We start from the raw sequence: 25,690 nt of genomic DNA, 5'->3' as shown, positions 1-25,690 counted from the left end.
GCAGGACACGCGAGCGGGGCGGTACGAGGCGGACATGGCGGACAGAAGCATCCAAGACGGCGACGGGATCGATACCTTCCCCTTCCCGGTCGAGCTCAGTGTCGGCGGCGTCGGCATGCAGGTCGGTCCGATGGGCACCGGCCGTACCTGGCACGCCGACGCGCCGCTGGAGCGCGTGCACCGCATCGACTTCCACATCGTCCTGCTGTTCGGCGCGGGTCCGGTCCGGCACATGGTCGACTTCACCGAGTACGAGGCCACGGCCGGGGACCTGCTGTGGATCCGCCCCGGGCAGGTCCACCGCTTCTCGCGCACCAGCGAGTACCGCGGAACCGTGCTGACCATGCAACCCGGCTTCCTGCCCCGCTCGACCGTGGAGGCCACCGGCCTCTACCGCTACGACCTGCCGCCGCTGCTGCACCCCGACCCGGCCCAACTCGCCGGTCTGCAGGCCGCACTCGCCCAACTGCGCCGCGAGTACGAGGACACGGCGACGCTCCCGCTCAGCCTGCACACCGCCGTCCTGCGCCACTCGCTGACGGCGTTCCTGCTGCGGCTCGCCCACCTCGCGGCGAGTTCGGCCCAGGCCCTGCGGCAGCGGTCCGACTCCACCTTCACCCTCTTCCGGGACGCCGTGGAGCGGGACTTCGCCACCAACCACAGCGTCAGCGCCTACGCCGACGCGCTCGGCTACTCCCGCCGCACCCTGGTCCGGGCGGTGCGCGCCGCGACCGGCGACACGCCCAAGGCCTTCATCGACAAGCGCGTGGTCCTGGAGGCCAAACGACTGCTCGCCCACACCGAGTTGCCGATCGGCAGGGTCGGCGTGGCGGTCGGCTTCCCGGACGCCGCGAACTTCTCCAAGTTCTTCCACCAGCACACCGAGCAGACCCCGGCGGCGTTCCGGGCCGAGTTGCGCTGACGGCGGCCCGGCGCAGCGAAAAGGGGCCCCACGCACGCGTGGAGCCCCCGCCCTGAACGCTCAGTGCCCGAAGGTGAACCAGTTGACGTTCACGAAGTCCGCAGGCTGTCCGCTGGTGAAGGTCAGATACACGTCGTGCGTGCCCGTCACGGCGCTGATGTTCGCCGGGACGGTCCGCCAGGACTGCCAGCCGCCGGTGCTGCCCACCGCGAAGCTCCCGACGGGCGCGTTGCTCCGGCTGTCCAGCCGCACCTCGACCAGCCCGCTGACACCACCCGCCGCGCCGCTCGCGACCCGGGCGCTGAACTGCCGGGCCGCCGAGGAGCCGAAGTCGACGCCCTTGAAGTGCAGCCAGTCGCCGTTGGCCAGGGCGCCGACGTTCCGGCCGCCGCCGGAGTCGGACGTCGTCTCGGTGATCACCCCGGACTGGCCGTCGTAGGACTCGGCCTGGATGGTGCCGTAGGCGTCGCGGCCGCCGGCCGGGGGAGGCGTGGTGCCGCCGCCGGACGACAGCACCTGCACGTAGTCGACGACCATCGCGTGGCCCGGCTGCGTCCCGGCGTCCGGGCCACCGCCGAACGCGTCGGGGAAACCGCCGCCCATCGCGACGTTCAGGATGATGAAGTAGCCGTGGTCGGTGGCGTTCTTCCAGGTCGTCGCGTCGACCTGGTTGGCGCGCACCGTGTGGTAGTTGACGCCGTCGAGGTAGAAGCGGACCTCCTCGACGCTCGTCGAGCGGTCCCACTCCATCCGGTACGTGTGGAAGCCGGCCTGGCAGGAGGTGCCCTGGCAGGTCGTCGAACCGCCGATGCCGCTGGTCTCGTTGCAGGGGCCGCCCGGCGAGGTGCCGCAGTGCATCGTGGCGAACACCGTGTTCATGCCCTGGGTGTTCTCCATGATGTCCAGCTCGCCGACCGCCGGCCAGTTCCAGTGGTTGCCGCGGTACGGGGAGCCCAGCATCCAGAACGCGGGCCAGTAGCCCTTGGCGGCGGCACCGGTGACGTTCGGCACCTGGATGCGCGACTCGACGCGGAGCGTGCCGCCGGCCGGGGGCTGGAAATCGGTGCGGTTGGTCTCGATCCGGCCGGAGGTCCAGTTGCCGGCGGCGTCCCGCCGGGGCGTGATGCGCAGGTTGCCGTTGCCGTCGAGCGAGACGTTGTCCGTGCTGTTCGTCATCGTCTCGATCTCGCCGGTACCCCAGTTGGCGGGACCGCCCGGGTAACCCTTGCCGGTCGCGTACTGCCAGTTGGAGGTGTTGACGCCGGAGCCCGCGGCGCCGTTGAAGTCGTCCACGAACACCTGCGTCCAGCCCGACGGGGGCGGCGGCGCCGAGGCGTTGGCCGAGGGGGTGGCGACCGTGGCGGCGGCCGCCGTGAGACCGAGGGTGCCGACGACGGCGACGAACGCCCGACGGAAGGGGCGGGGTCTGCGGGGGGTGCTTGAGGTTCCGCTCATGTGGGGGCCTCTCGGGGAAGGGGATGAGAGCGCTCTCAAAGTGCCGCCAATGTGCTCCACCGCACCCGGGCCGTCAAGGGATGAAGCCAAGAAAAGTAGGCGGGCCCCACCGGCTGCAGAGCCTGAAGGAAAGGGACCGGGAGTCAGCCGGAAGCCTCCTCGTCGGCGGACCACCGCTTCAGGTACCAGGCCACCGTGTCGTCCAAGGCCGGCACGAGCACGACGCCGATCCCCAGCGTCCACTGGGGAAGCTTGGTGAAGAAGACAACGGTGCCCACGACCATCGAGACGACGGCCATCAGCAGCCACCGCACCCCGGTCCGCCACCGGCGGTGCGCCGCCGCCCACCGTGCCCACCGCCGCGCCCCGTCCGACTGCGCCATCCCCGGTCCCCTCCCCGCTGAGCACCTCGCAGGGTTCGACCCGCCTCGGGCCGCGACAGTTGCCCCGGTCGCCGCCGGTGCGCCCGGGCTGTTGAACCGGTCCTGGCGGGGCACTCGGGGGCGGAGAACCCGGTCGAGCCAGCAGGAGGCATCCGTGGCCGTACGCCATCACCTGATCCGAGTCCCGCCGAGCGTCGTGTGGGACGTCCTCGCCGACGGCCACCGCTACGCCGAGTGGGTGGTGGGAACGTCCGAGTCGCACCCCGTACGCGGACAGTGGCCGCGCACCGGCGCGGCGATCCGCTACGAGGTCCGGCTCGGCCCGGTGCGCCTGGACAACGAGACGATCGTCCGCCACTGCGAGGAAGGCACCCGGCTGGAGCTGGAGGCGCAGGCCGGTCCCCTGGGCACGGCACGCATCGCGATCGAGCTGCGGCCCTGGGGCGAGCACTGCCTGGTGATCGTGGACGAGCATCCGTTGCGCGGTGCGGGCGGCCGGCTGCACAACGTCGGATTCGAGGCGCTGATCCAGTTGCGCCACCGCGCCATGTTGGCCCGGCTGGCCCGGCTGTGCGAGGCCGAGGCGGGGCAGGCGGGAGACACCCGGCGGGCCCTGGGCCAGGTGACCGTGGGATCCGACGCGGACGGAGCCCGCGATGCCTGACGCCGTGGTGATCGGCGCGGGCCCCAACGGGCTGGTCGCCGCCAACGTCCTCGCGAGCGCCGGGTGGAGCGTCGAGGTGCTGGAGGAGCAGCCCGAACCGGGGGGCGCGGTCCGCCACGACCGGGGCGTCGACCCCGCCTTCGTCAACGACCTGTTCAGCTCCTTCTACCCCCTCGCGGCCGCCTCGCCCGTCCTGGCCGCGTTGCGCCCCGAGGAGCACGGACTGCGCTGGAGCCACGCGCCCAGCGTCCTGGCCCACCCCCTCACCGACGGCAGCTGCGCCGTCCTGGACCGGAACATCGACACCACCGCCGCCTCCCTGGACACCTTCGAGCAGGGCGACGGAGCGGCCTGGCGGCGGCTGCACGACGTGTGGGAGGGCCTGCGCCCCGGCCTCCTGGACGCCCTGTTCACCCCGTTCCCGCCCGTCCGCGCGACGGCACGGCTGGCGCTGCGGCTGCGGGCCGCGGGCGGACTGCGCATGGCCCGCTCCCTGGTGCTGCCCGTGAGGCGCCTGGGAGAGGAGGAGTTCCGCGGCCAGGGCGGGCGCCTGCTGCTGGCCGGCAACGCCCTGCACGCCGACCTCGCCCCCGAGTCGGCGGGCAGCGGCGGCTTCGGCTGGCTGATGGCCATGCTGGGCCAGACCTACGGCTTCCCGGTCCCGGCCGGTGGCTCCGGCGCGCTGACCTCGGCCCTGGTCCGGCGGCTGGAGAGCCTGGGCGGGCGGGTCCGCTGCGGGCAGCGCGTCGAGCAGGTCGTCGTCCGCGGCGGGCGCGCCGTCGGCGTGCGGACGGCCACCGGAGACGCGGTGCGGGCCCGGCGGGCGGTGCTGGCGGACGTGTCGGTGCCGGCCCTGTACGGCGAGCTGGTCGACCCCGCGCACCTGCCCGCCCAGGTCCTCGACGACCTGCGCCGTTTCCAGTGGGACTTCGCCACGTTCAAGGTCGACTGGGCGCTCGACGGCCCGGTGCCCTGGCAGGCCGAACAGGCCTCCCGGGCCGGTACGGTGCACCTCGCCGACGGCATGGACGAGCTGACCCGTTTCGCCGCCCAGATCGCCATGCGACAGGTCCCGGACCGCCCGTTCCTGATCTTCGGCCAGATGACCACCTCCGACGCCACCCGCTCACCGCGGGGCACCGAATCGGCCTGGGCCTACACCCACGTCCCTCACGAGATCCGCGCCGACGCCGCGGACGAGGGGATCACCGGCAGCTGGGCCACCAAGGACCAGGAACTCATGGCCGACCGGGTCGAACGCCAGGTGGAGCGCTTCGCGCCCGGCTTCCGCTCCCTGATCCGCGGCCGCCGCATCCTCGCGCCCCCGACCCTGGAGGCACTCGACGGCAATCTCGCCGGCGGCGCCATCAACGGCGGCACCACCGCGATCCACCAGCAGCTCGTCTTCCGTCCGCTGCCCGGCACGGGCCGCCCCGAGACCCCGGTGCCCGGCCTGTACCTCGCCTCCTCCGGAGCCCACCCGGGCGGTGGCGTGCACGGAGCGCCGGGAGCCAACGCCGCGCGGGCCGCCCTGCGCCGCAACCTGCCCCCCGGCTTGGCCCGCGCCCAGCGGCTCCTCGCCCACCGCGACCGCACCGGAGCCAGGCGCTGACCGTCCCTCCGGGACGTATCCGGCACCGTGAGGAAGGGCAGCCCATGAGCAGCAGCCCGCTTGCCGAGCGCACCGTCGTCATCACCGGAGCCGCCCGCGGCGTGGGCGCGGCACTCGCCCGTGAAGTCGCCCGGCGCGGCGCCCGGGTGGGCCTGGTCGGCCACGAGAGGACCGTTCTGGACGAGGTGGCAGCCTCCCTGCCGGGCTCCGCCCTCGCCGTGGAGGCCGACGTCACCGACCTCTCCGCGCTGGAAGCCGCCGCGGACACCGTGCGGGCCGGCCTCGGCCGTGCCTCGGCCGTCGTGGCGAACGCCGGTATCGCCATGGGCGGTGCCCTCCTCGACTCCGACCCGGCCACCTGGCGCCGGGTGATCGACGTCAACCTCACCGGCAGCGCCCACACCGCCCGGGCGTTCCTGCCGGACCTGTTCGGCACGGCGGGCTACTTCCTCCAGGTCGCCTCCCTCGCGTCGATCGGCGCCGCCCCGCTGATGAGCGCGTACTGCGCCTCCAAGGCCGGGGTCGAGGCCTTCGCGCACTCCCTGCGCGCGGAGGTGGCGCACCGCGGGGTCGGCGTGGGCATCGCCTACCTGAACTGGACGGACACCGACATGATCCGCGACGCCGAGCGGTACGACGTCCTGCGGGAACTGCGTCTGCACATGCCCCCGCCGGCCCGCCGCGTGTACCCCGTGGACACGGTCGCCGCCCGCATGGTCACAGGCATGGAACACCGTCGTACGGCCGTGTACGCACCGGCCTGGCTGCGGCTGGCCCAGCCGATACGCCCGGCCATGCCCCCGGTGGTCCTGCGCGTGGCGCGCCGCGCACTGCCCCGCATGGAGGCCTCGGGCTCGCTCCGCCCCACCGGGCCGCTCGGCGCCGGCGGCCTGGCCGACCGTGCGGCGGCCGGGCCGTGGACCTGACGCGGCCGGGCCGGCGGGTCCGGACGGCACGGTCATGCCGGACACTGTCAGCAGGGGAAGGGAGGCCGACCGTGCTGACCGGAGTCCGTGAACAGCTGGGCCAGGCCCTGTTCCGCCGCGTCGCGGGCCCGGGCGGACCCGCGACCCGTGCCCGTATCCACCACACGCCCGGCCCGCGCTGGTTCGGGCCGGACCGGCCGATCCGCGTGGTCCACGGTGACGCCTCGATGTTCATCGGCGGGCTGACCGCCCTGCTCCTTCAGTCGCTGCATCCGCTCGCGATGGCGGCCGTCGCCGGGCACTCCGGCTTCCGCGGCGACCCGTGGGGCCGGTTGCAGCGCACCAGCACCTTCCTGGCCGTGACGACCTACGGCACCGCCGCGGACGCCCGGCAGGCCGTCGACCAGGTGCGCGGCATCCACGAACGGATCCGCGGCACGAGCGCCGAGGGCGTGCCGTACCACGCGGCCGACCCCCATCTGCTGGGCTGGGTGCACGCCGCCGAGACGGACAGTTTCCTGCGCGCCCACGAGCGCTACGGGGCCCGGCCGCTGGACGCCGCCGGCTACGACGCCTACGTCGCCGACACCGCGCGCGTCGCCGAGGCGCTGGGAGTGGCCGACCCGCCGCGGGACCGGCGTGAACTGGCCGAGCGCCTGACCGCCTACCGGCCCGAGCTGCGGGCCACGCCCGAGGCGCGGGCAGCCGCCCGTTTCCTGCTGTTCCAGCCTCCGCTGCCCCTCGCCGTCCGGCCCTTCTACGGCGGGCTGGCCGCGAACGCCGTCACCCTGCTCCCGCCCTGGGCGCGCGGCATGCTGTGGCTGCCCCGGGTGCCGGTCGTCGAAGACCTCGCCGTTCGTCCCGCCGGCCGGGCCCTGACCCGGACCATCCGCTGGGCGATGACCCCGGCCCGGGAAGCCTGAACCCGCGGGCGTCAGCGCCCCGGCGCGCCCCGGCGCCGCTGAGGGCTGCCATCCCGGCACCGCTCAGGGCTGCACCCCGGCACCGCTGAGGGCTGCACCCCGGCGCCGCTGAGGGCTGCCACCTCGGCGCCGCTGAGGGTTGCCATCCCGGCACCCGCTCAGGGCTGCCACCCCAGCGCCCGCGAGATGCCACGCGCCGCCATCCGCACCGCCGGGCCCAGCACCGGGACCTGGGCGTCCGCGTGGGGCACCACGATCGACACGGCGGCGGTCACCGTGCCGTCCGCGCCGCGGACCGGCGCGGCCACGGACAGGGCGTCCTCCGTGACCTGCCGGTCGCTCACCGCCACCCCCGACCTGCGCACCTCGGCGAGCACCCGCCGCAGCCGCTCCGGTTCCGTGATCGTGTGCGGGGTGAAGGACGCGAGGTCGCCCGCGCAGTACTCCTTCTGGAACACCGGGTCGCCGTGGGCCAGCAGCGCGAGCCCGACCCCGGTGGCGTGCAGCGGCCAGCGGGCGCCGACGCGGATGTGCACGCCGACGGCAGACCGGCCCGACAGCCATTCGATGTACACGACGTCCCGGCCGTCCCGGACGGCCAGCTGCACGTTCTCGTGCGTCGCCTCGTACAGGTCCTCCAGATACGGCAGCGCGATCTGCCGCAGGCCGAGGCCGCGCGGGGCCAGTGCGGCGAGCTCCCACAGCCGCAGCCCCACGTGGTAGACACCGGACTCGTCCCGCTCCAGGGCGCCCCATTCGGTGAGCGCGCCCACCAGGCGGTGCGCGGTGGTCAGGCTCAGCCCGGCCCGCCGGCTGATGTCCGTCAGGCACAGCCCCGGATGCTCGTGGTCGAAGGCCGCGAGTACGGACAGCAGCCGGTCGGGCGCGGTGGGAGCGGTCATGGCCGGGCGTCTCCCGGATGGGCGAGGTCGTAGGGGCGGGGGTAGACGGTCGGGCGGTACGGCAGGTAGCGGGGCTCGGACGCCGGGTCCGCCGCCTTCGCACGGGAGTTGAGGGCGCCGGGTGAGGCGTCCCAGCGGCCGGTGTCCAGGCGCTTCTCCACGGTGTGCAGGGCGGCCAGTGTCTCGCCCGGGGTGAAGGTGCAGTGGCCCGGGGCGTCGACGTACGCCTGGCGGAGGAGCCCGGCGGAGCCCGCCGCCGTGGCGGCCCGCAGGAGCCGATCAGGGCGTAGCCCTCGGCCAGCAGCTTGTCGCGGGCGGCCGGGCCGGGCGAGTTCTGGGCCGGGTTGGGGGCCCCGGCCGGGGTGTAGCCGTGGCTGTACAGCAGCACCGTGCCGTTCCAGGACGCGGGTACGTCCATCACGTACGCGGCGCCGGAAGGGAGCTCGCCTTCCAGGTGGGCGCCGGTGGCGTCGACGGCCTGTGCGGGCAGCGCGGTCGCCACGGACAGGCAGGCGGTCAGGAGGACGAGGCGGATCCTCAACGCGGGGTTCCTTCCAGGGCGGGGGCGGCGGCGGGGGTGTCGAGGGCGTCCGTGTGGGTCTCGCGCAGCCGCCACACGGTGACCGCGGTGATCGCCGCGCCCGCGCACAGCAGCAGCGACACCGGAGTGCTGCCGCCGCCGAAGGAGGCCAGGAGGCTGCCGGCGATCAGCGGGGAGAACCCGGCGCCGATCAGGGTCGCCCCCTGGTAGCCGAGCGAGGCGCCGGTGTAGCGGACGCGGGTGCCGAACATCTCGGTGAGCAGGGCGCCCAGCGGCCCGTACATCGTGGACTGGGCGACGCCGTGGCCGAGCGCCAGGGCGAGGATCAGCAGGCCGGGGGAGCCGGAGTCGACCAGGGCCAGCACCGGGAAGGCGAGCGCCGCCGAGGCGACGGCACCGGCGAGGACGACGGGCCGGCGCCCCACCCGGTCCGACAGCGCGGACGCGGCGGGCAGGACGACGAGGGCCACGCAGGAGGCGACGGTGACCGCGGTCAGCACCTGCGGGCGCGTGTACCCCTCGTCGACGGCGTAGGAGATCATGAAGCTCGTCAGCAGGGACTGCGCGGTGAACGCGCCGATGCCGACACAGGCGGCCAGCAGCACCGGCTTCGGGCGGCGCAGCACCTCCACGATCGGAGGCCGGTCCACCGGCTCCCTCCTGGCCTGGGCGAACAGCGGGCTCTCCGCCACCTTCAGCCGCACGAACAGGCCCACGCCCAGCAGCACGATGCTCAGCAGGAACGGCACCCGCCAGCCCCAGGAGCGGAACTCCTCGTCCGGCAGGGTGGCGACGAGGGTGACCACACCGGCCGACAGCACGGAACCGAGCGGCGCGCCGAGCTGGGTGAAGCTGGACCACAGGCCGCGCCGGGACCCCTGCGCGTGCTCGGCGTGCTCGACGACCATCAGCATCGCGCCGCCCCACTCGCCGCCGATCGCGATGCCCTGCACCACGCGCAGGGCGACCAGCAGCACCGGCGCCCAGACGCCGATCGTGTCGTACGTCGGCAGAAGACCGATGAGGAAGCTGCCGGACCCCATCAGGACCATGGTCAGCAGCATCATCGACTTGCGGCCCAGCCGGTCGCCGAAGTGCCCGAAGAGGATGCCGCCGAGCGGCCGGGCGAGATAGCCCGCGGCGAAGGTGCCGAACGCCGCGACGGTGCCGACCGCCGGGTCGGCCCGTGGGAAGAACAGCTCGCCGAAGACGAGCGCGGCGACGGTGCCGTAGACGAGGAAGTCGTAGAACTCGACGGTCGTGCCGAGCAGACCGGACACGGCGACGCGGCGCAACTGCCGGGAATCGGGGGAGGGTTGGGCGGCTGACGGGGATGGCTGCACGGTGGGCTCCCTGGGGACGGGGCGCGGTTGGTCCGTGAAGTTATGCATCCATCGTGCAGCCGTCAATCATTTGCACAACATCAGTTCAGGCCGTCCTCCGCGATCCGCAGCAGCAGCGCGTGCAGGGTCTCCCGCTCGGCCGGGCCCAGCGGGCCCAGCAGTTCGCCGGTCACCCGCAGGCCGGCCTCGTCGGTGTCGCGGAGGAACCCGCGGCCGCTCTCGGTCAGGACGACGATCCGGCTGCGGCGGTCGTCGGGGGAGGGGCGGCGCTCGGCGAAGCCCAGCTTCTCCAGGTCGTCGACCAGGCCGACGATCGCACTCGGGTCGTACCCGAGCCGCGCGCTCAGTTCCCGCTGCAGGGCACCGTCGGTGGTGGCGAGGAAGCGCAGCACCGCGTAGTGGCGCAGGCGCAGGCCCGACTCCTGGAGGCAGGCGTTGAACAGCTGCCCCGAGCGCAGGCCCAGGCGGTACAGCAGATAGCCCGTGTCGGCGTGCAGTCCGCGCATCCACGGCTCGTGGGCGTCGATGGGCTTCGCGGAGACGTTCTGGCGTGTGATGGCGGACTCCCTGTGCTCGGTGCTGCGTCCTGGTGATTCCAGCATCCCCCACCCAAAGGTCGCCAACAACTATTGACGACAACAATTATTGCTCTTAGCTTCGATCTCGCAGTCGACCCCGTGCGAAGGGACCCACCCGTGCCCAGCATCGATCTCTCCGGCAAGGCCGCCGTCGTCACCGGCAGCGGCCGGGGCCTCGGCCTCGCCTACGCCCACGCCCTGGCCGCCCACGGCGCGTCCGTGGTGGTCAACGACGTCGACGAGGCGGTGGCCGAGGCGGCCGTGAAGTCCATCGTGGAAGCGGGCGGCAAGGCCGTCGCCGAAGTCGTCCCCGTCGGCACCTCCGAGGCGGCCGAGCGGCTGGTGAACCGCGCGGTCGAGGAGTTCGGGAGGCTGGACGTACTCGTCACCAACGCGGGCATCCTGCGCGACAAGGTCCTGTGGAAGATGACCGACGAGGACTTCGACGCGGTGCTCACCACCCACCTCAAGGGCACCTTCACCTGCGCCCGCGCGGCCGCCGTGCGGATGCGCGAGCAGGGCGAGGGCGGTTCGCTGATCCTGGTCGGCTCCCCGGCCGGACAGCGCGGCAACTTCGGCCAGACGAACTACGCCGCCGCCAAGGCCGGCATCGCGGCGATGGCCCGCACCTGGTCGATGGAGCTGGGCCGCGCGAACATCACGGTCAACGCGATCGTGCCGGTCGCCGCCACCGCGATGACCGAGACCATCCCGGCCTTCGCCCCGTACATCGAGGCCATGAAGAACGGCGCGCCGCTGCCGGACTTCCTGCGCAAGGGCGAGGGCTTCGGTACCCCCGAGGACTGCGCGGCCCTGGTCCCCTTCCTGGCGTCGGAGGCCGCCCGGGGCGTCACCGGCCAGTGCGTCGGCATCGGCGGTGACAAGGTGGCACTCTGGTCGCATCCGCAGGAGATCAGGGCGGCCTACGCCGACGGCGGCTGGACCCCGGACACGCTGGCCGACGCCTGGCCCACCTCGGTCGGTGCCGAGCTCCAGTCGGTCGGCATCCCGGCGCCGAAGTTCCCGGAGGCGTGATGGACCCCGTGATGGACCTGGAGTCACTGGTCGCGATCGACGTCCACACCCACGCCGAGGTGTCCTCCAAGGGCCACTCCTCCCTGGACGACGACCTGCACGACGCCTCCTCGGCCTACTTCAAGGTCGAGGGCAAGCGGAAACCGACCCTGGAGGAGACCGCCGCGTACTACCGCGAGCGGAACATGGCCGCGGTGATCTTCACGGTCGACGCCGAGTCCGCCACCGGCACCCCGCCCGTCCCCAACGAGGAGGTCGCCGAGGCGGCCGCCGCCAACGCCGACGTCCTCATCCCCTTCGCCTCCATCGACCCCTTCCGGGGGAAGGCGGGCGTCAAGCGGGCCCGGCGCCTGGTCGAGGAGTACGGGGTGAAGGGCTTCAAGTTCCACCCCAGCATCCAGGGCTTCTTCCCCAACGACCGCGCGGTGGCGTACGACCTGTACGAGGTGATCGAGGAGACCGGCGCGATCGCCCTCTTCCACACCGGCCAGACGGGCATCGGCGCCGGCGTCCCCGGCGGGGGCGGGATCAGGCTGAAGTATTCCAACCCGCTCCACGTGGACGACGTCGCCGCCGACTTCCCGCACCTGAAGATCATCCTGGCGCACCCGTCCTTCCCCTGGCAGGACGAGGCCCTGGCCGTCGCCACGCACAAGCCGGGCGTGCACATCGACCTGTCCGGCTGGTCGCCGAAGTACTTCCCGCCGCAGCTCGTGCAGTACGCGAACACCCTGCTGAAGGACAAGGTCCTGTTCGGCTCCGACTTCCCCGTCCTCACCCCCGACCGCTGGCTCGCCGACTTCGGCAAGCTGACGATCAAGGACGAGGTCCGGCCGAAGATCCTCAAGGAGAACGCGGCCCGCCTGCTCGGGCTGACGAAACCGTAAGGGGCGTGACATGCGCAACGAGGGACTGGGGTCATGGCCCGCACGCCGGGCCCGCAAGACCCCGCACCGCACCGCCCTGATCCACGGCGAGTCCGCCACCGACTACGGCACGCTCCACGCCCGCACCACCCGCCTGGCGCACGCCCTGCGCGCCCGGGGCGTGCGCCGCGGCGACCGCATCGCCTACCTCGGCCCGAACCACCCCTCCTACCTGGAGACCCTGTTCGCGGCCGGCACCCTCGGCGCGGTCTTCGTCCCGCTCAACATCCGCCTCGCCGGACCGGAGATCGCCTACCAGCTCGCCGACTCCGGAGCCCGGGCCCTCGTCTACGGCCCGTCCTACGCCGGTCTGGTCGCGGGCCTGCCCGGCAGCACGGACGTCCGCGTCTACCTGGAGGTCGGCGGCGAGTACGAGGCGGCCGTCGCCGAGGCGTTCGGGGAGCCGATCGACGAACCGGTCGGCGCCGACGACACCTGCATCATCATGTACACCTCGGGCACGACCGGCCGCCCCAAAGGCGCCATGCTCACCCACGGCAACCTCACCTGGAACGCGATCAACGTCCTCATCGACCATGACCTGGTCGCCGACGAACGAGCGCTGGTCTCCGCCCCGCTGTTCCACACCGCCGGCCTGAACATGCTGACGCTCCCCGTCCTGCTGAAGGGCGGCACCTGCGTCCTGGTCGACGCCTTCGACCCGGACGCCACCTTCGACCTCATCGAACGGCACCGGATCACCTTCATGTTCGGCGTGCCCACGATGTTCGACCAGGTGGCCCGCCACCCGCGCTGGCCGGACGCGGACCTGTCCTCGCTCCGCATCCTCACCTGCGGCGGCTCTCCTGTGCCCACCCCGCTGATCGCGGCGTACCAGGAGCGCGGTCTGACCTTCCTCCAGGGCTACGGCATGACCGAGGCCGCTCCCGGCACGCTCTTCCTCGACGCCGAACACGCCCTCGCCAAGGCGGGTTCGGCGGGCGTGCCGCACTTCTTCAGCGACGTCCGCGTCGTCCGGCCCGACCTGACCCCGGTCGACGCCGGCGAGGTGGGCGAGATCGTGGTGCGCGGCCCGCACGTCATGCCCGGCTACTGGGGGCTCCCCGAGGAGACGGCCGCGTCCTTCGCGGACGGCTGGTTCCGCAGCGGGGACGCCGCCCAGGTCGACGAGGACGGTTACGTCCACATCGTCGACCGCATCAAGGACATGATCATCTCGGGTGGGGAGAACATCTACCCCGCCGAGATCGAGGACCGGCTCCTCGCCCACCCGGACATCGTCGAGTGCGCGGTGATCGGCGTGCCGGACGACAAATGGGGCGAGGTGCCGCGCGCGGTCGTCGTGCCCCGCGAGGGTGCCGCTCTCGACCCTGACGAGGTGCTCGCCTCGCTCGCCGGCCACCTCGCCAAGTACAAGATCCCCAAATCGGTGGTCCTCGCCGACGAACTCCCGCGCACCGCCTCCGGAAAACTCCTCAAGTCCCGTGTCCGTACCCGATACGGCAAGCAGTAAGGAACCGCATGAGCCTCACCGTCAACGGCCTCGACGAACTCAAGAAGCTCGCCGGCAGTGACCTCGGCACCAGCGAGTGGATCGAGGTCACGCAGGAGCGCATCGACACCTTCGCCGACGCCACGGGCGACCACCAGTGGATCCACGTGGACCCCGAGCGCGCCAAGGACGGCCCCTTCGGCGCCCCCATCGCACACGGCTACCTCACGCTCTCCCTCTTCATCCCCCTGTTCACCGAGCTGCTGGACGTCCAGGGAGTGACGACGAAGGTCAACTACGGCCTCAACAAGGTGCGTTTCCCCGCCCCGGTGAAGGCCGGCTCCCGCATCCGCCTGACGGCGAAGCTCGCCGAGGTCGAGGAGGTGCCGGGCGGTGTGCAGATCACCGTCGAGGGCGCCATCGAGATCGAGGGCGGCACCAAGCCCGCCGCCGTGCTGCAGAGCCTGTCGCGGTTCTACGCCTGAGGCCGCGCGGGCACCAGGTCCAGGAGGCGTTCCGAGGCGTCGCGGACGAGCGGTGAGAGCCGCTCGTGCACGGTCCGGAACGTCTTCTCGGCCTGTTCGGCCGGCCAGTCGTCCGGCAGATGCCCGACGGGCAGCCGTGGGTCTCGCCGGACGATCTGCAACCACTCCGTCTGGAGCCGGAGCCGCAGCACGAGCGCGTCGTCGGCGTCCGGCAGGTCGTCCTCCCAGGGCTGCCAGCGCCGTACGAACCCCTCGTAGCGCCCGGCGAGGTCCGCCAGCTCCCAGGTCTCCTCGATCATCTGGCCGATGTCCGTGCCGGTGTCCGCGTGCGCCCGGAAGACCTTGACGTGCGCGGACAGGCCGAGCTCGGCCACCAGGGCCGACACGTCTGCCTCGCCGGGGGCGATCCACAGGCCGTTGAAGAGCGGGCCGAAGCCGCTCCAGGTCAGTTGGGAGCGCAGGTCGTGGCGCTGGCGCTGCCAGGACTCCGGCAGGGAGAAGCCGAGCAGGGTCCAGGTGCCGTCCCACTGCCGGTTGACGGCCCCCGTCCGCCAGATGCGCTGCTCGCCGTCGCGCAGCACCGCCTCCGAGCGTTCGGTCAGCCCGAAGTACATACGGCGGCCCTCGCGCTGGCGGCGCAGCAGGTCACGGCCCGCCATGCGGCTCAGCGTGGAGCGGGTGGCCTGCTCGCCGATCCCGGCACGGGCGAACACGTCGATGACGCTGCCCGAGTACACGCACACGTCACGGCCGAGCACCTGGTCACCCAGGAACGTCAGCATCAGGGACTGGGGCCGCAGCGGCTCTTCACCGGTCACGCGGCCCACCGTACCTCCGCTCGATCAGTCCGTGACCTGCTGGTACACGAGGGTCACGGACCCTGGACGTCGACGAACACGGGGTTCGAGCAGAACCACGTGTCCGCCCACGGATCACCGTTCCCGGGCAGGTGCGGGACCGGCCCGTGCGGGTCGACCGAGGCGCCGAGGCAGCCCGGGCCGTTGCGGTTGCCGTCGCTGCCGCGCAGCCGGACGTAGAAGGACTCCTCGCCGGCGGTCAGCGGGACGCGCAGGGTGCAGGTGCCCTCGCGGCCAAAGACGTCCTCCGTCCGGACGACCCGGGTGTCCGGGGCTTTCCAGGTGTCGCGTTCGGCGACCGGGCCGCGCACCGCGCCGCGGATGACGTCCACGTGCGCCAAGGCGGGCAGTACGCCCTGCGGATTGCGCCGGGAGGCGCTCGTCACCGTGACGTTCCAGGCGGGCAGTTGCTGCTCGGTCATGATCGGCAAGTCCTTCGGGATCTCAGTGATTCATGAAGGAGGTGACGGGCAGTGCCCGGGCGACGATCCGGACGTCGCCGAGCCGGCCGTGGAGGATCTGGTCGATCTTGCCGCCGTACTCGTAGCCGCCGAGCAGCCACGGCAGGCCGACGGAGGTGATGCCGGCCGAGGGCGCCTTGGGGTTGCGGACCACCGGACAGCCCTCGACGTACAGGGTGGTGTGCCGCCCGTCGTTGACGACCGCGAGGTGCCACCAGGTCTCCAACGGCGTCTCCTGGCCCCAGTTGGTGGCGATGCCCTGCTGGTTGAGCGGGCGCATCGCCCACTGCGGTTCACGGTCGTTGGACAGCGACAGCGTGGCCAGCGGCTCGTCCGGGTCGTCGGCGGTCTTCCCGGCGGCGCCGCCCGTGCCCGTGCGGGAGACCAGGCCCGACCAGGCGTTGTGGTCCGGGTCCCAGTCGGCGGGCAGGCGGTAGAACGCCTCGATGGTGTAACCGTCCTCAAAGGTGGCCCTGTTGAGCGGGGCGCCGTCGACCGTGCGCAGGTAGGCCCCCTTCAGCGGCGACTTGAAGCCCTGGAACTCCAGGCTGCCGTGGCCCGGCTGGTCGGGGTGGTGGTCCGCCGACCAGCCCAGCGCGCCGCCGCCGACCGTGACGAGGGAGAGGTCGTTGCCCCGCCCCGACAGGTCACGGACCGTGCCGTCCACCGGCTTGTCGAAGCGCCAGTACGCCATCGTGCCGGAGACGAGCAGCTTCGAGGCGGGCCTGGCCGGACGGGCGGGCACGGGTGCGAAGCCGGAGAAGCGCCGGTCGAAGTCGATCTCGACGGAGAACCGGTCGGCGTCGCCGCTCAGCTCCATCTCCTGCCGCTCCAGCTGGTTGACGCCCTTCCCGGCCCGGCCGAGGATCCAGGGGGAGACCGTCTCCACGTCGATGACCTGGCGGTCCAGGTCGAAGCGGTAGAGGCGGATCATCGCCGCACCGCCGAAGTAGCGGTTCTGGTAGTTCGTCAGATGCAGATGGACATCGTGCCCGGCGGCGTTCTTCCGGGTCGCGCGGGCCGCCGGCCAGTAGTGGCCGTTGAGGGTGAGGAAGATCTGGTCGTGGTCCTCGATCAGCCGGTCCCACAGTTGCTGCCCGTAGTCCGACAACGTGTCGTCCTCGACGACCAGTTCGTGCGTCGTGAGGATCACCGGTGTCCTCGGGTGCCGCGCCAGGACGTCCTTCGCCCACGTGTAGCCCTGCGGCGACAGCCGCCAGTCCAGCGCCAGCACGAGCCACTGCCGGCCGCCCGCCGTGAACAGGTGGAAGGAGTTGTAGCCGTCCGGGGACGCCCCGCCGAACGTCCGCTGACCCCTGAACCGCTGCGGCCCGAACGCGTCCAGATACGGGGTGGTGCCGCGCTGGTCGGTCGACGACGACTTCACGTCGTGGTTGCCGGCCAGGACGCTGTAGCCGACGCCCCGCCGGTCCAGCAGCCCGAACGCCTCGCCGATCGCGGTGAACTCCTCCGTCGCGCCGTTCTGCGTGAGGTCACCCAGGTGGGAGAGGAAGACGATGTTGTCCTGTCTGCCGTGCTCCAGCAGATAGCGCAGCGAGGCCTCGACCGGCGCCTTGTCGATGCTCGGACCGTCGAAGAGGTACTGCGTGTCCGGCATCACGGCGAGCGTGAACCGGCGGCTGTCCGGGTCGGGGCGCCACGTCGAGGCCGCCGCCTCGGCGGCGGCCGGCAACGCGGTCACCGCCGCCGCGCTCGCGCCGAGCAGCGCCGTCGCACGGAGGAAACCGCGTCGTCCGGCACCGGCCTGGGGCGCCTCGCCCAGGTCGTGGTCATGCGAAGTGCACACGGGTGCTCCATGGGGTGACTGGGAGGGGAGGAAGTCAGAGAACGCGCAGCGTCCAGCTCCAGCGATGGACGCCCGCCGCGACGAGGTAGGAGGCGAAGGTGTCGGGCCCGCACGAGGCCGTGCCGAGCCCGCGGTGCGCCGCGTCGATGTGCACCACGCACCCGGCCCGCGGCACCAGTTCGTCATGATGGGCGACGGCGCCGAGATCGGCCGCGCGATGCCGTGTCACGGAGACCTGGCGCGCCCGGTCCAGCCGCACCGCGAGACCGGTGGCGTCCGGCGCGGACAGGGTGAACCGCCGCACGCCGTGCCGTCCGCCGCTCTCCTGAGGCCGCAGGTAGGGCGTGAACAGCTCGTCCACGGGCAGGCAGTGGTGGCCGACGGGCGCGCCCGCGGCCCGGTCCGGATACGACTCCCAGGGACCCTGGCCGAACCACTCCAGCAGGTTCAGCCCGGCGACCGTCTCGAACACGGTCCCCACCCGGGCCACGTCGTGCAGTGCCTCGGGCAGCTCGGCGCTCTCCTCGACGAGCAGTCCGCCCTCCACGGCCGTCAGCACCTGCTCGTGCCGGACCGTTCCGCCGGTGCAGAGGTAGTCGGACACCACGGCGACCCGGCCCCGGTCACGCCGCACGGAGACGACGGTGCGCGAGGGTGCCTCAAGCCCCCACTCGCGCCAGCGCGCCGCCATGCCGCCCAGTTCGTCGTTGTCGGTCGGTGCCCGCCACAGGGACAGCGTGGGCGCGGCCGTCAGCAGTGGATGGACCAGCAGGCCGTCCTCGTCGACGTCGACCGAGCCGTCCGGGACCCGGGTGTGCACCGGCGGGAGCGCCGCCCGCAGCCGCACCTGCGGCAGGCACACGACCGTGCCGCGCGGCGCCCACGGCTCGTCGCGGGCCGTCGTGACCCGCAGGGTCAGCCATGCCTCACCGCCATCGTCGGGCAGCGCGAAGGGCAGCGGCACCGCGGCCGTCTCGCCCGGCCGCAGAGCGGGCAGACCGGCGGGGGCCGTCAGGGTGGTGCCGTCGGCGAGGGACAGCTCCCACTCGCCGGACAGCCAGTCCAGGCCCCGGAAGTGCTGGTGGTTGCTCAGGACGACGCCCTCGTGCCGGAAGGACTCGATCCGCACCGGCGCGGCGATCTCCCGGTGCTCGAACAGCACGGGCTTGGGGGTGCGGTCGGGGAAGACGACCCCGTCGGCGATGAAGGCGCCGTCATGGTCCGTCTCGCCGAAGTCGCCGCCGTACGCCCAGCGGTGTCCGGGCGCGGCGACACCGTTGTCATAGAGCCCGGCGCCCCCACGCCCGGCCGGTCTGCCGTCGTTCACACGCTGGAGGATGCCGTGGTCCCACAACTCCCAGATGAACCCGCCCTGAAGACCCGGGGTGGCCTCGATGGCCGCCCAATGGTCCGCCAGCGTGCCGTTGCTGTTGCCCATGGCGTGCGAGTACTCGCACTGGATGAGCGGCTTGGTCTGGGTGCCGGACAGGGCGTGCGCCAGGCACTCCTCCAGCGGGGCGTACATGGGGCAGGCGATGTCGGAGGCCAGGCCGGGATCCGACCAGCCGCGCTTGGCCGCGCCCTCGTACTGCACCGGCCGGGTCGGGTCGTGCCGGCGCACCCAGCCGGCCGCCGCGTCGTGGTTCGCGCCGTAGTCGGACTCGTTGCCCAGCGACCAGACGATGACGCAGGGGTGGTTCTTGTCGCGCAGCACCATCCGCGCCACCCGGTCCACGAAGGCGCCGAGGTAGCGCGGATCGTCGGCGATCTCGTGGGCGTGGTCGTGGGACTCGAGGTCGGCCTCGTCGACGACGTACAGGCCGAGCTCGTCGGCCAGGTCGTACAGGGCCGGGTCGTTCGGGTAGTGCGCGGTACGGATCGCGTTGAAGCCGAACCGTTTCAGCAGGACGAGGTCCGCGCGCATGTCGTCGTACGACACCGTCCGCCCGGTCAGCGGGTGGAAGTCGTGCCGGTTGACGCCCCGGATGAACACGCGCTCCCCGTTGACCAGCAGGTCCCGGCCGTCGATCTCGACATCCCGGAAGCCGACCCGGTGCCGGGAGGTGTCGGCGACCGTGCCGTCGGCGCGGTGCAGGCGGACGGTCAGGCCGTACAGCTCGGGCGTCTCGGCGTTCCAGGTGCGCACGTCCGGCACGGCGCCGCGCAGCCGGGCCTCGCCGAGGAAGCCGGAGACGCGCTCGTCCTCGGCGTTGGCCCGGTCGAACTCCGCGTCCTGGGTGAGCAGGCGTCCGTCCAGTTCCCCGCTGACGTACCAGCCCTCGGGCAGTGCCCCGCCCGCGTCCCGCACCCGGCACTCCACCAGGAGATCGCCGTCGCGCCGGGCCCGCACGGTCACGTCCGCGAGATGCAGCGGGTCGACGGCGTACAGCAGCACCGAGCGGGTGATCCCGCCGTGCCACCACTGGTCCTGGTCCTCGATGTGCGAGGCGTCCGACCACTTCACGACCGTCAGGCGCACGGTGGCCCGCTCCCCGGCACGCACCAGGCCCGTCAGGTCGAACTCGGCGGCCAGGTGCGAGTCCTTGGAGACCCCGGCGGGCCGCCCGTCCACGTGCACCAGCAGCACGCTCTCGGCGGCCCCCACCTGGAGCACGATCCGCCGCCCGGTCCACTCGGCCGGCACGTCCACGGCACGCTCGTACACCCCGGTCGGGTTGGCGGCGGGCACGTGCGGCGGGTACTCGGGGAACGGCATGCGGACGTTGAGGTACCGGGGGAGATCGTCCGTGCCCTGCATGGTCCACACGCCGGGGACGTACGACGACGACCAGATCTCCCCGACCGGGGAGTCCGGCGCGGGCAGCAGCTGGAAGCGCCAGTCGCCGTCCAGGGAGACGGCTCCGGCACGCCGGTCGACGGCGTTCATCGGCAGCCGTCCCCAGGAGGTCACCTCGGGTGACTCCCAGGGGCGCAGGGTGAGCAGGGGATCGCAAGGCGCGTCGGTCATGACCGTTCCGGGGTTCGTGGGGTGGGCCGGGGCAGGACGCGTCCCTGCAGGCCCCAGGCGGGGTCGACGGGGATGCCGAGACGGTCCAGGACGGTGGGGGCGATGTCGATGAGACGGGGTGTGTCGAGCCGGGTGCCTGCGGACCCGTCCGGCTCGGACAGGACGACGAAGACCTCCCGCTCGGCACGCGAGTCGCCGCCGTGGCCACCGGAGTCGAGGTGACCGTGGTCCGTCGTGACCAGCACGGTCCACTGCTCCTCCTCGCGACCCGGATCCGCGCGCCGGGCGTCGATCGCCTCCAGCAGCCGCCCGAGGTGGGCGTCCTGGGCGAGGAGGGCACGGTCGTAGGCGGGGGACAGGGGGCCCGTGGCGTGGCCGGCCTCGTCGGTGGCGCCGAAGTACACGAACAGGACGTCCGGATCGGATGTGGCGAGCCAGCGCAGGGCGGTGCGGGCGACGCGGCGGTCTGCGGTGTCGTAGCCCCTGGATTCGCCGTTGTGGCGCACACGCCGGCCGATGGCCCGGCCGAGGGTGCCGCGGCGGACCAGGGCGGGCCAGGACACCGCGGCCGCCGTGCGCAGACCCGGCCGGGCGGTGGCCGCGCGGGTCAGGAAGTCGGGGTAGCGGGCGTAGTCGGCGCCTTTGAAGTCGTTGCCGGTGACCCCGTGCCGGTCGGGCCACACCCCGGTCATCACACTCGACCAGCCGGGGCCGGAGTCGGTGTAGGCCCTGCCGTCCGAGGGCCCGTCGTCGGCTCGGCCGTAGGGCAGCAGGCTGGTGCCGTGGGCCCCCGCATCCATCAGGCCGTGCAGCACGGGTGCGGTGGAGGGGGAGCGGGCCAGCCGGTCGAAGCGCAGGCCGTCCATGCCGACGACGAGTACCTTGGCGCGTCGGCCCCCGGGGTTGACGTCCGTCACTGGAGTGCCTCTCTTGTGTGACTCCTACGAGCTCGGGACCGTCCGCCGGCTCCTGGCTGCGCGTCCGCCGTGGCCGGTCGCTCCCCCCAGTTCTCGGCTTTGCTCGAACAGGGGGACCCCCATCGCGGCGGGAGCCGCACATCCATACAGCCCCGCGCCCCTTTCGGGGCATTCCCGGTCAGCTGCCCTGCACGGCTCCTTCGGTGGCTCCCGCGATGAACCCGCGGGCGAAGATCGTGAAGACCACGACCAGCGGCACGGACGCCATGAGCACACCGGCCATGACCATGCTGTAGTCGGTGGTGTGGCCGACGTGGAGCTGGGCCAGCGCCACCTGGAGAGTGAGGTGGGTGGGGTCGTTGAGCACGACGAGCGGCCAGATGTAGTCGTTCCAGGCGCCCACGAAGGCGTAGATGGCGAGGAAGGACAGCGCGGGCCTGATCATCGGCAGCACGATGTTCCAGTACTGGCGGAAGAACCCCGCGCCGTCGATGCGCGCGGCGTCGAGCAGTTCGTCCGGCACCCCGTTCTCAATGTACTGGCGCAGCCAGAAGATGCCGAAGGCGTTGGCGAGGGCGGGCAGGATCAGCGCCTTGAGGGTGCCGACCCAGCCGATGTCGGACATGAGGATGAACTGCGGGAGCACGGCCAGCTGGAGAGGCAGCATCATGAACCCCACCAGCATGGCGAACAGCACCTTGCGGCCGGGGAAGTCGAACTTGGCGAAGGCGAACGCGGCCAGGGAGTCGACGAACAGCACTAGGACGGTGGTGACGGACGCGACGACGACCGTGTTCAGCATCGACCCGAAGAAGTCGATGGTGTCCAGCACGTGCCGGATGTTCTCCAGCAGGTGCGAACCGAAGGTCAGCTTCGGCGGGCTCTTGTAGATGTCCTCGGTGGTGTTCGTCGCCATGACGATCGTCCACACGAACGGGAAGACCGAGACCAGCACGGCCAGGACGAGGACGATGTGCGCGGTCAGGCCCTTGGGACGCCGTGACCGCCTCGGTACCACTGCGGTCATGACTTCCTCCCGCGCTGGACGACACGCCAGTTGACGACGACCAGCACCATGATCAGTACGAAGAAGGCCCACACGATGGCCGCGCCGTAGCCGTAGTCGTTGTTGACGAAGGCCGACTGGTAGAAGTACAGCAGCGTGGTCAGGCCCGCCTGGCCGGGACCGCCGAGGTTCGGGTTGGCCGCGTTGCTGCCGAACAGGACCTGGGGCTCGCTGAAGCTCTGCAGGCCGTTGATGGTCGAGATGATGACCGTGAACAGGATGATGGGCCGCATGATCGGCATGGTGATCTGGAAGAACGTACGGATCGGCCCGGCGCCGTCCAGCTTGGCCGCCTCGTAGACCTGGGCCGGGATGGCCTGGAGGCCGGCCAGGTAGATGATCATGTTGTAGCCGGTCCACATCCAGGTCATCAGCAGCGCGATGACCAGTTTGATCAGCCACGGATTGCTCAGCCACGGCACGGGCGAGATGCCGACCGTGCCCAGGATCGCGTTGACCAGACCGAAGTTGTTGCTGAACACCGCGCCGAAGAAGATCGAGACGGCGACGATCGACGTGACGTTCGGTACGTAGAGCGCGATGCGGTAGAAGCCCTTGAAGCGGCGCACCGAATGCAGCAGCGTCGCCAGCACCAGGGCGCCGAACAGCGTGGGGACGGTGGACAGGACCCAGATCACCAGGGTGTTGCGGATCGACAGCCAGAAGACCGGGTCGTCCCAGAGGAACCGGAACTGCTGCAGTCCCACGAACTGGATGGTGCCCATGCCGTCCCAGCGCTGGAAGGCGAGGTACAGCGAATAGAAGACCGGGAGGAACGAGAAGGCGCCGAAGATCAGGAAGAAGGGCGAGATCGCCAGGTACTGCCGCCAGTGGGACAGCACCCCGCGACGCCCTGGCCGCACCGTGCCCGCGGGTGGCGTGCGCCGCGGGCGGAAGCGGGCCGGGCCGGGCCCGCCGTGGTGCCGGGGCACCGCGGCGGAGCCGGTGACCGGAGGGGACGACACCTCAGTTCACCCCCTGCCGCCGGGCGATCTGCCTGGCCTGGGCGACCGCGTCCTTCCAGGCCGCCTCGGGCTTCTTGCCCTTGGCCTCGATGCTGCTCAGTTCGGTGAAGTAGGGGGCCATGACGGCGGCGTCGGCGGGCGCCTCGTAGGCGGCCGGGATGGCCTTGGCGGCGGGGCCGAACACCTCGATGACCTTCTGTCCGCCGAAGAAGGGGTCGCCGCCCGTCATGGCGGGCATGGCGTAGGCCGCCGGCGCGGCCGGGAAGATGGCGGCGTCGGTGAAGCCGCGGGCGTCGTTCTCCGGGCTGAGGATCCAACTGACGATCTTGAATGCCTCTTCGGGGTTGCGGCACTGTTTGGGCAGGGCCAGGTAGGAGCCGCCCTGGTTGGCCGGCCCGCCGGGGGTCGCGCAGATGCGCCACTTGCCCTTGGTCTTCGGGGCGGCCTGCTCGATGTCCAGCGCGTGCCAGGCCGCGCCGAGTTCGGTGGTCAGGGTCTTGCCGATGGCGGCGTTCCAGGTGTTGTCGTTGATCTTGGCGTCGAGGCCCAGGGTGTAGGGGCGTATCGCCGTGTCCCACGCGGTGCGGATGTGGTCCTGGTCGCCGATGAAGTGGTTGTCCTTGTCGATGAACCGCTGGGTGCCCTGGCCGACCGCGATGTTGAAGACCGAGCCGATGTTGTTGACGAGGTAGGTGCCGGGCACCTTCTCGCGCAGCTCGGTGCCGAGTGCGAAGTACTCCTCCCAGGTCCCGGTCCGGGCGGCGACCTTGTCGGGGTCGGTGGGCAGTCCGGCCTTGTCGAACAGGTCGGCGCGGTAGAAGAGCGCGGTGGGGCCGATGTCGATCGGGAAGCCGATCTGCTTGCCGTCCTCGGTCCGGGCCAGCTTGGTCTTCCAGTCCAGGTACCGGGACGCGATCTTCTCGAAGCCGAGGTCGTTCAGATCGAGGAAGCGGTTCGCGTTGGGCAGGAAGGACGCCATGTCCTCGCCCTTGATGCCGGTGATGTCGGGCACGGAGGCGCCCGCCGTGAGGGTGGTCGTCAGCTTCTGCTTGAAGTCGCCGCCGATGGAGGCGGCGGTCAGCTTCACCTGGCCGCTGAAGTGCGTCTTCGCCTCGGCGACCACCTTGTCGCTGAGCGCGCCTCCCCAGTACCACAAGGTGAGGTCCTTGCCGTTCTTGCCGCCGGCCGATCCCGAGCCGCCGCCGCATGCGACGGTCAGACCGGAGGCGGCCGCGGTCAGCGCGGCGGCCTGGAGGAAGCCTCTACGAGAAAGGTCCACGGGTCACTCCTGTTGTTCCTGTTCGACGTGCGGAGGGGTGGAGAGTCGGTGCCGCCCTTCTCAGGCGCGCGGACCGACGGGGGTGTGAGGGCTCGGCGGGGTGACGGGGGCGTGGCGCACGGGCGGGCCGGGGTGGGCGGGGATGCGGTCGGCCAGGAAGCCGTAGGCGCGTCGCAGTGCGGGGTCGGTCTGTGAGCGCCACCAGCGTGCGACGCCGTACCAGCCGGGCGCCGCGAGGGCACCGCCGTGGTGGCGCACGGACAGCCCGGCCGCCAGCACCGCGAACCGCAGCCGCTCCGCCAGCGGCCAGCCGCCGAGCGAGGCCGCGACGAAACTCGCACCGAAGACGTCCCCGGCGCCCGTCGCGTCCAGGACGTCGGTGTCCAGGGCCGGGACGTCGGCGTACTCGCCGGTGATCTGGTCGACGGCGAGGGCGCCGTGCCCGCCCCGGGTCACCACGGCGACCGGCACCAGCTCGGAGAGCGTGCCGAGCGCGGCCACCGCGCTGTCGGTGCGGGTGTAGGCCATCGCCTCGGCCTCGTTCGGCAGGAAGGCGTGGCACAGGGCCAGCTGCTCCAGGAGTGCCGTCGGCCACTCCTGGGTGGGGTCCCAGCCGACGTCGGCGTAGATCTGCGTGCCGTTCGCGGCGGCCTTGGCGAGCCACTCGCGCGGCTCGGCCTCGAGGTGCACCAGGGCGGTCCGCGCGTCGGGTGGGTCACCCATCAGCACGTCCTGCGAGTACGGCGGCTCCTGGCCGTGGGTGAGCAGGGCCCGGTCGTGGCCGTAGGCGACGGAGACGGTGACCGGGGTCGGCCAGCTGTCCGCCGTACGGGAGAGCGAGAGGTCGACGCCTTCCTGGCCGCCCAGGACGTCCCGGCAGTACGCGCCGTAGAAGTCGTCGCCGAACACCGTGGCAAGGGAGGTCCTCAGACCGAAGCGGGAGGCGGCCACGGCGAGGTTCGCGATGCCGCCCGGGCCGCAGCCCATGCCCCGGGTCCAGATCTCCTCGCCCGGGGTGGGCGGCTTGCCGAGCCCCGTGAGGACGAGGTCGTAGAAGAGCAGCCCCGTCAGCAGCACATCGGGCCGGTCGTCGTCCACGGATGTGTCCTCTCGCTCACGGCTTTGACGGAGATCGTCAGAACTCTTCATTCGGTGACCGGAATCGTGCGCTGCTCCAGAGAGATTGGTCAATACCTGAGCAGAACTGAGCATAGAAATGATT

The 25,690-nt window shown here is 72.1% G+C and carries 23 protein-coding genes and 1 pseudogene; 9 read left to right on the top strand and 15 right to left on the bottom strand.

Annotation, left to right across the window (positions count from 1 at the left end; genetic code table 11):
* The first annotated feature begins 34 nt into the window (after nucleotides 1–34).
* Nucleotides 35–922 carry a helix-turn-helix domain-containing protein gene (locus ACFY9E_RS02975; protein ID WP_390978745.1) on the top strand — a complete coding sequence of 296 codons (888 nt, stop codon included), beginning with the start codon at nucleotides 35–37 and terminating at the stop codon, nucleotides 920–922.
* Nucleotides 923–982: 60 nt separating this feature from the next.
* On the opposite strand, the gene ACFY9E_RS02970 is transcribed toward ACFY9E_RS02975, so the two are convergent.
* Complete coding sequence (locus tag ACFY9E_RS02970) at nucleotides 983–2,377, bottom strand: carbohydrate-binding protein (RefSeq protein ID WP_390978743.1); 1,395 nt, start codon at nucleotides 2,375–2,377, stop codon at nucleotides 983–985.
* Nucleotides 2,378–2,520: 143 nt separating this feature from the next.
* A complete protein-coding gene (locus ACFY9E_RS02965; protein WP_390978742.1) occupies nucleotides 2,521–2,760 on the bottom strand; it encodes a hypothetical protein in 240 nt (79 codons plus the stop codon).
* A gap of 154 nt (nucleotides 2,761–2,914) precedes the next feature.
* Between ACFY9E_RS02965 and ACFY9E_RS02960 the strand changes: the two genes are divergently transcribed.
* The 4 genes from ACFY9E_RS02960 (at nucleotide 2,915) to ACFY9E_RS02945 (ending at nucleotide 6,885) form a co-directional block, all read left to right on the top strand.
* Nucleotides 2,915–3,424 (top strand): SRPBCC family protein, encoded by a 510-nt coding sequence (locus ACFY9E_RS02960; RefSeq protein ID WP_390978741.1) that lies wholly within the window; start codon nucleotides 2,915–2,917, stop codon nucleotides 3,422–3,424.
* The gene (locus ACFY9E_RS02955) at nucleotides 3,417–5,036 is read left to right on the top strand and encodes an FAD-dependent oxidoreductase (protein WP_390978740.1); all 1,620 of its coding nucleotides are present in this window, start codon (nucleotides 3,417–3,419) and stop codon (nucleotides 5,034–5,036) included. Before ACFY9E_RS02960 ends, ACFY9E_RS02955 begins: the two co-directional genes overlap by 8 nt.
* Before the next feature lie 44 nt (nucleotides 5,037–5,080).
* Nucleotides 5,081–5,962, top strand: a complete 882-nt coding sequence (locus ACFY9E_RS02950) for a short-chain dehydrogenase/reductase (RefSeq protein WP_390978739.1) — start codon at nucleotides 5,081–5,083, stop codon at nucleotides 5,960–5,962.
* 71 nt (nucleotides 5,963–6,033) lie between these two features.
* A complete protein-coding gene (locus ACFY9E_RS02945) occupies nucleotides 6,034–6,885 on the top strand; it encodes an oxygenase MpaB family protein (protein ID WP_390978738.1) in 852 nt (283 codons plus the stop codon).
* 158 nt (nucleotides 6,886–7,043) lie between these two features.
* Here the strand turns inward: ACFY9E_RS02945 and ACFY9E_RS02940 are convergent, their stop codons facing one another.
* The 4 genes from ACFY9E_RS02940 to ACFY9E_RS02925 all read right to left on the bottom strand — a co-directional run bounded on the left by ACFY9E_RS02940 (nucleotide 7,044) and on the right by ACFY9E_RS02925 (nucleotide 10,177).
* Nucleotides 7,044–7,787: an IclR family transcriptional regulator C-terminal domain-containing protein gene (locus ACFY9E_RS02940; RefSeq protein WP_390978736.1), complete on the bottom strand. Its 744-nt coding sequence runs from the start codon at nucleotides 7,785–7,787 to the stop codon at nucleotides 7,044–7,046.
* Nucleotides 7,784–7,948 carry a hypothetical protein gene (locus tag ACFY9E_RS02935; RefSeq protein WP_390978734.1) on the bottom strand — a complete coding sequence of 55 codons (165 nt, stop codon included), beginning with the start codon at nucleotides 7,946–7,948 and terminating at the stop codon, nucleotides 7,784–7,786. The genes ACFY9E_RS02940 and ACFY9E_RS02935 overlap by 4 nt, the downstream gene beginning before the upstream one ends.
* A 376-nt stretch (nucleotides 7,949–8,324) precedes the next feature.
* Nucleotides 8,325–9,671 (bottom strand): MFS transporter, encoded by a 1,347-nt coding sequence (locus ACFY9E_RS02930; RefSeq protein ID WP_390978732.1) that lies wholly within the window; start codon nucleotides 9,669–9,671, stop codon nucleotides 8,325–8,327.
* 80 nt (nucleotides 9,672–9,751) lie between these two features.
* Nucleotides 9,752–10,177, bottom strand: a complete 426-nt coding sequence (locus ACFY9E_RS02925) for a MarR family transcriptional regulator (RefSeq protein WP_390980272.1) — start codon at nucleotides 10,175–10,177, stop codon at nucleotides 9,752–9,754.
* Between the two features lie 189 nt (nucleotides 10,178–10,366).
* Here ACFY9E_RS02925 and ACFY9E_RS02920 point away from each other — a divergent pair, with 189 nt between their 5' ends.
* From ACFY9E_RS02920 to ACFY9E_RS02905, 4 genes are read left to right on the top strand one after another with little or no spacing between them, the layout of a single operon-like run.
* Nucleotides 10,367–11,284 (top strand): SDR family oxidoreductase, encoded by a 918-nt coding sequence (locus tag ACFY9E_RS02920; protein ID WP_390978730.1) that lies wholly within the window; start codon nucleotides 10,367–10,369, stop codon nucleotides 11,282–11,284.
* An 11-nt stretch (nucleotides 11,285–11,295) separates the two neighbouring features.
* Nucleotides 11,296–12,171 carry an amidohydrolase family protein gene (locus tag ACFY9E_RS02915; protein ID WP_390980269.1) on the top strand — a complete coding sequence of 292 codons (876 nt, stop codon included), beginning with the start codon at nucleotides 11,296–11,298 and terminating at the stop codon, nucleotides 12,169–12,171.
* A 10-nt stretch (nucleotides 12,172–12,181) separates the two neighbouring features.
* A complete protein-coding gene (locus ACFY9E_RS02910; protein ID WP_390978728.1) occupies nucleotides 12,182–13,684 on the top strand; it encodes a long-chain-fatty-acid--CoA ligase in 1,503 nt (500 codons plus the stop codon).
* 8 nt (nucleotides 13,685–13,692) lie between these two features.
* Nucleotides 13,693–14,148 carry a MaoC/PaaZ C-terminal domain-containing protein gene (locus ACFY9E_RS02905; RefSeq protein ID WP_390978726.1) on the top strand — a complete coding sequence of 152 codons (456 nt, stop codon included), beginning with the start codon at nucleotides 13,693–13,695 and terminating at the stop codon, nucleotides 14,146–14,148.
* Here ACFY9E_RS02905 and ACFY9E_RS02900 read toward each other — a convergent pair.
* The 9 genes and pseudogenes from ACFY9E_RS02900 to ACFY9E_RS02860 all read right to left on the bottom strand — a co-directional run bounded on the left by ACFY9E_RS02900 (nucleotide 14,139) and on the right by ACFY9E_RS02860 (nucleotide 25,566).
* Nucleotides 14,139–14,966, bottom strand: coding sequence for a PaaX family transcriptional regulator C-terminal domain-containing protein (locus ACFY9E_RS02900; protein WP_390978724.1), 828 nt, complete (start codon nucleotides 14,964–14,966; stop codon nucleotides 14,139–14,141). The genes ACFY9E_RS02905 and ACFY9E_RS02900 overlap by 10 nt on opposite strands.
* A gap of 53 nt (nucleotides 14,967–15,019) precedes the next feature.
* A pseudogene (locus ACFY9E_RS02895) lies at nucleotides 15,020–15,397 on the bottom strand (histidinol-phosphatase); the annotation flags it as partial.
* A 52-nt stretch (nucleotides 15,398–15,449) separates the two neighbouring features.
* On the bottom strand, nucleotides 15,450–17,273 hold the full coding sequence (locus tag ACFY9E_RS02890) for a LamG-like jellyroll fold domain-containing protein (protein ID WP_390978722.1): 1,824 nt from the start codon (nucleotides 17,271–17,273) through the stop codon (nucleotides 15,450–15,452).
* Nucleotides 17,274–17,307: 34 nt separating this feature from the next.
* Complete coding sequence (locus ACFY9E_RS02885) at nucleotides 17,308–20,241, bottom strand: glycoside hydrolase family 2 TIM barrel-domain containing protein (RefSeq protein WP_390978720.1); 2,934 nt, start codon at nucleotides 20,239–20,241, stop codon at nucleotides 17,308–17,310.
* On the bottom strand, nucleotides 20,238–21,158 hold the full coding sequence (locus tag ACFY9E_RS02880) for an alkaline phosphatase family protein (RefSeq protein ID WP_390978718.1): 921 nt from the start codon (nucleotides 21,156–21,158) through the stop codon (nucleotides 20,238–20,240). The genes ACFY9E_RS02885 and ACFY9E_RS02880 overlap by 4 nt, the downstream gene beginning before the upstream one ends.
* A gap of 178 nt (nucleotides 21,159–21,336) precedes the next feature.
* Complete coding sequence (locus ACFY9E_RS02875) at nucleotides 21,337–22,185, bottom strand: ABC transporter permease subunit (RefSeq protein ID WP_390978716.1); 849 nt, start codon at nucleotides 22,183–22,185, stop codon at nucleotides 21,337–21,339.
* Entirely contained in the window at nucleotides 22,182–23,066 is an 885-nt protein-coding gene (locus ACFY9E_RS02870; protein WP_390980267.1) for an ABC transporter permease subunit, read from the bottom strand. The genes ACFY9E_RS02875 and ACFY9E_RS02870 overlap by 4 nt, the downstream gene beginning before the upstream one ends.
* A 124-nt stretch (nucleotides 23,067–23,190) precedes the next feature.
* Nucleotides 23,191–24,468 (bottom strand): extracellular solute-binding protein, encoded by a 1,278-nt coding sequence (locus tag ACFY9E_RS02865; protein WP_390978714.1) that lies wholly within the window; start codon nucleotides 24,466–24,468, stop codon nucleotides 23,191–23,193.
* 60 nt (nucleotides 24,469–24,528) lie between these two features.
* Entirely contained in the window at nucleotides 24,529–25,566 is a 1,038-nt protein-coding gene (locus ACFY9E_RS02860) for a PfkB family carbohydrate kinase (RefSeq protein ID WP_390978712.1), read from the bottom strand.
* Between the last annotated feature and the right edge of the window lie 124 nt (nucleotides 25,567–25,690).

Origin of the sequence: Streptomyces sp. NPDC012466 (assembly GCF_042955215.1) — a bacterium.
Lineage (GTDB): Bacteria > Actinomycetota > Actinomycetes > Streptomycetales > Streptomycetaceae > Streptomyces.
The sequence above is the reverse complement of the archived record's forward strand: the minus strand, read 5'-3'. Positions and strand labels throughout refer to the sequence as shown.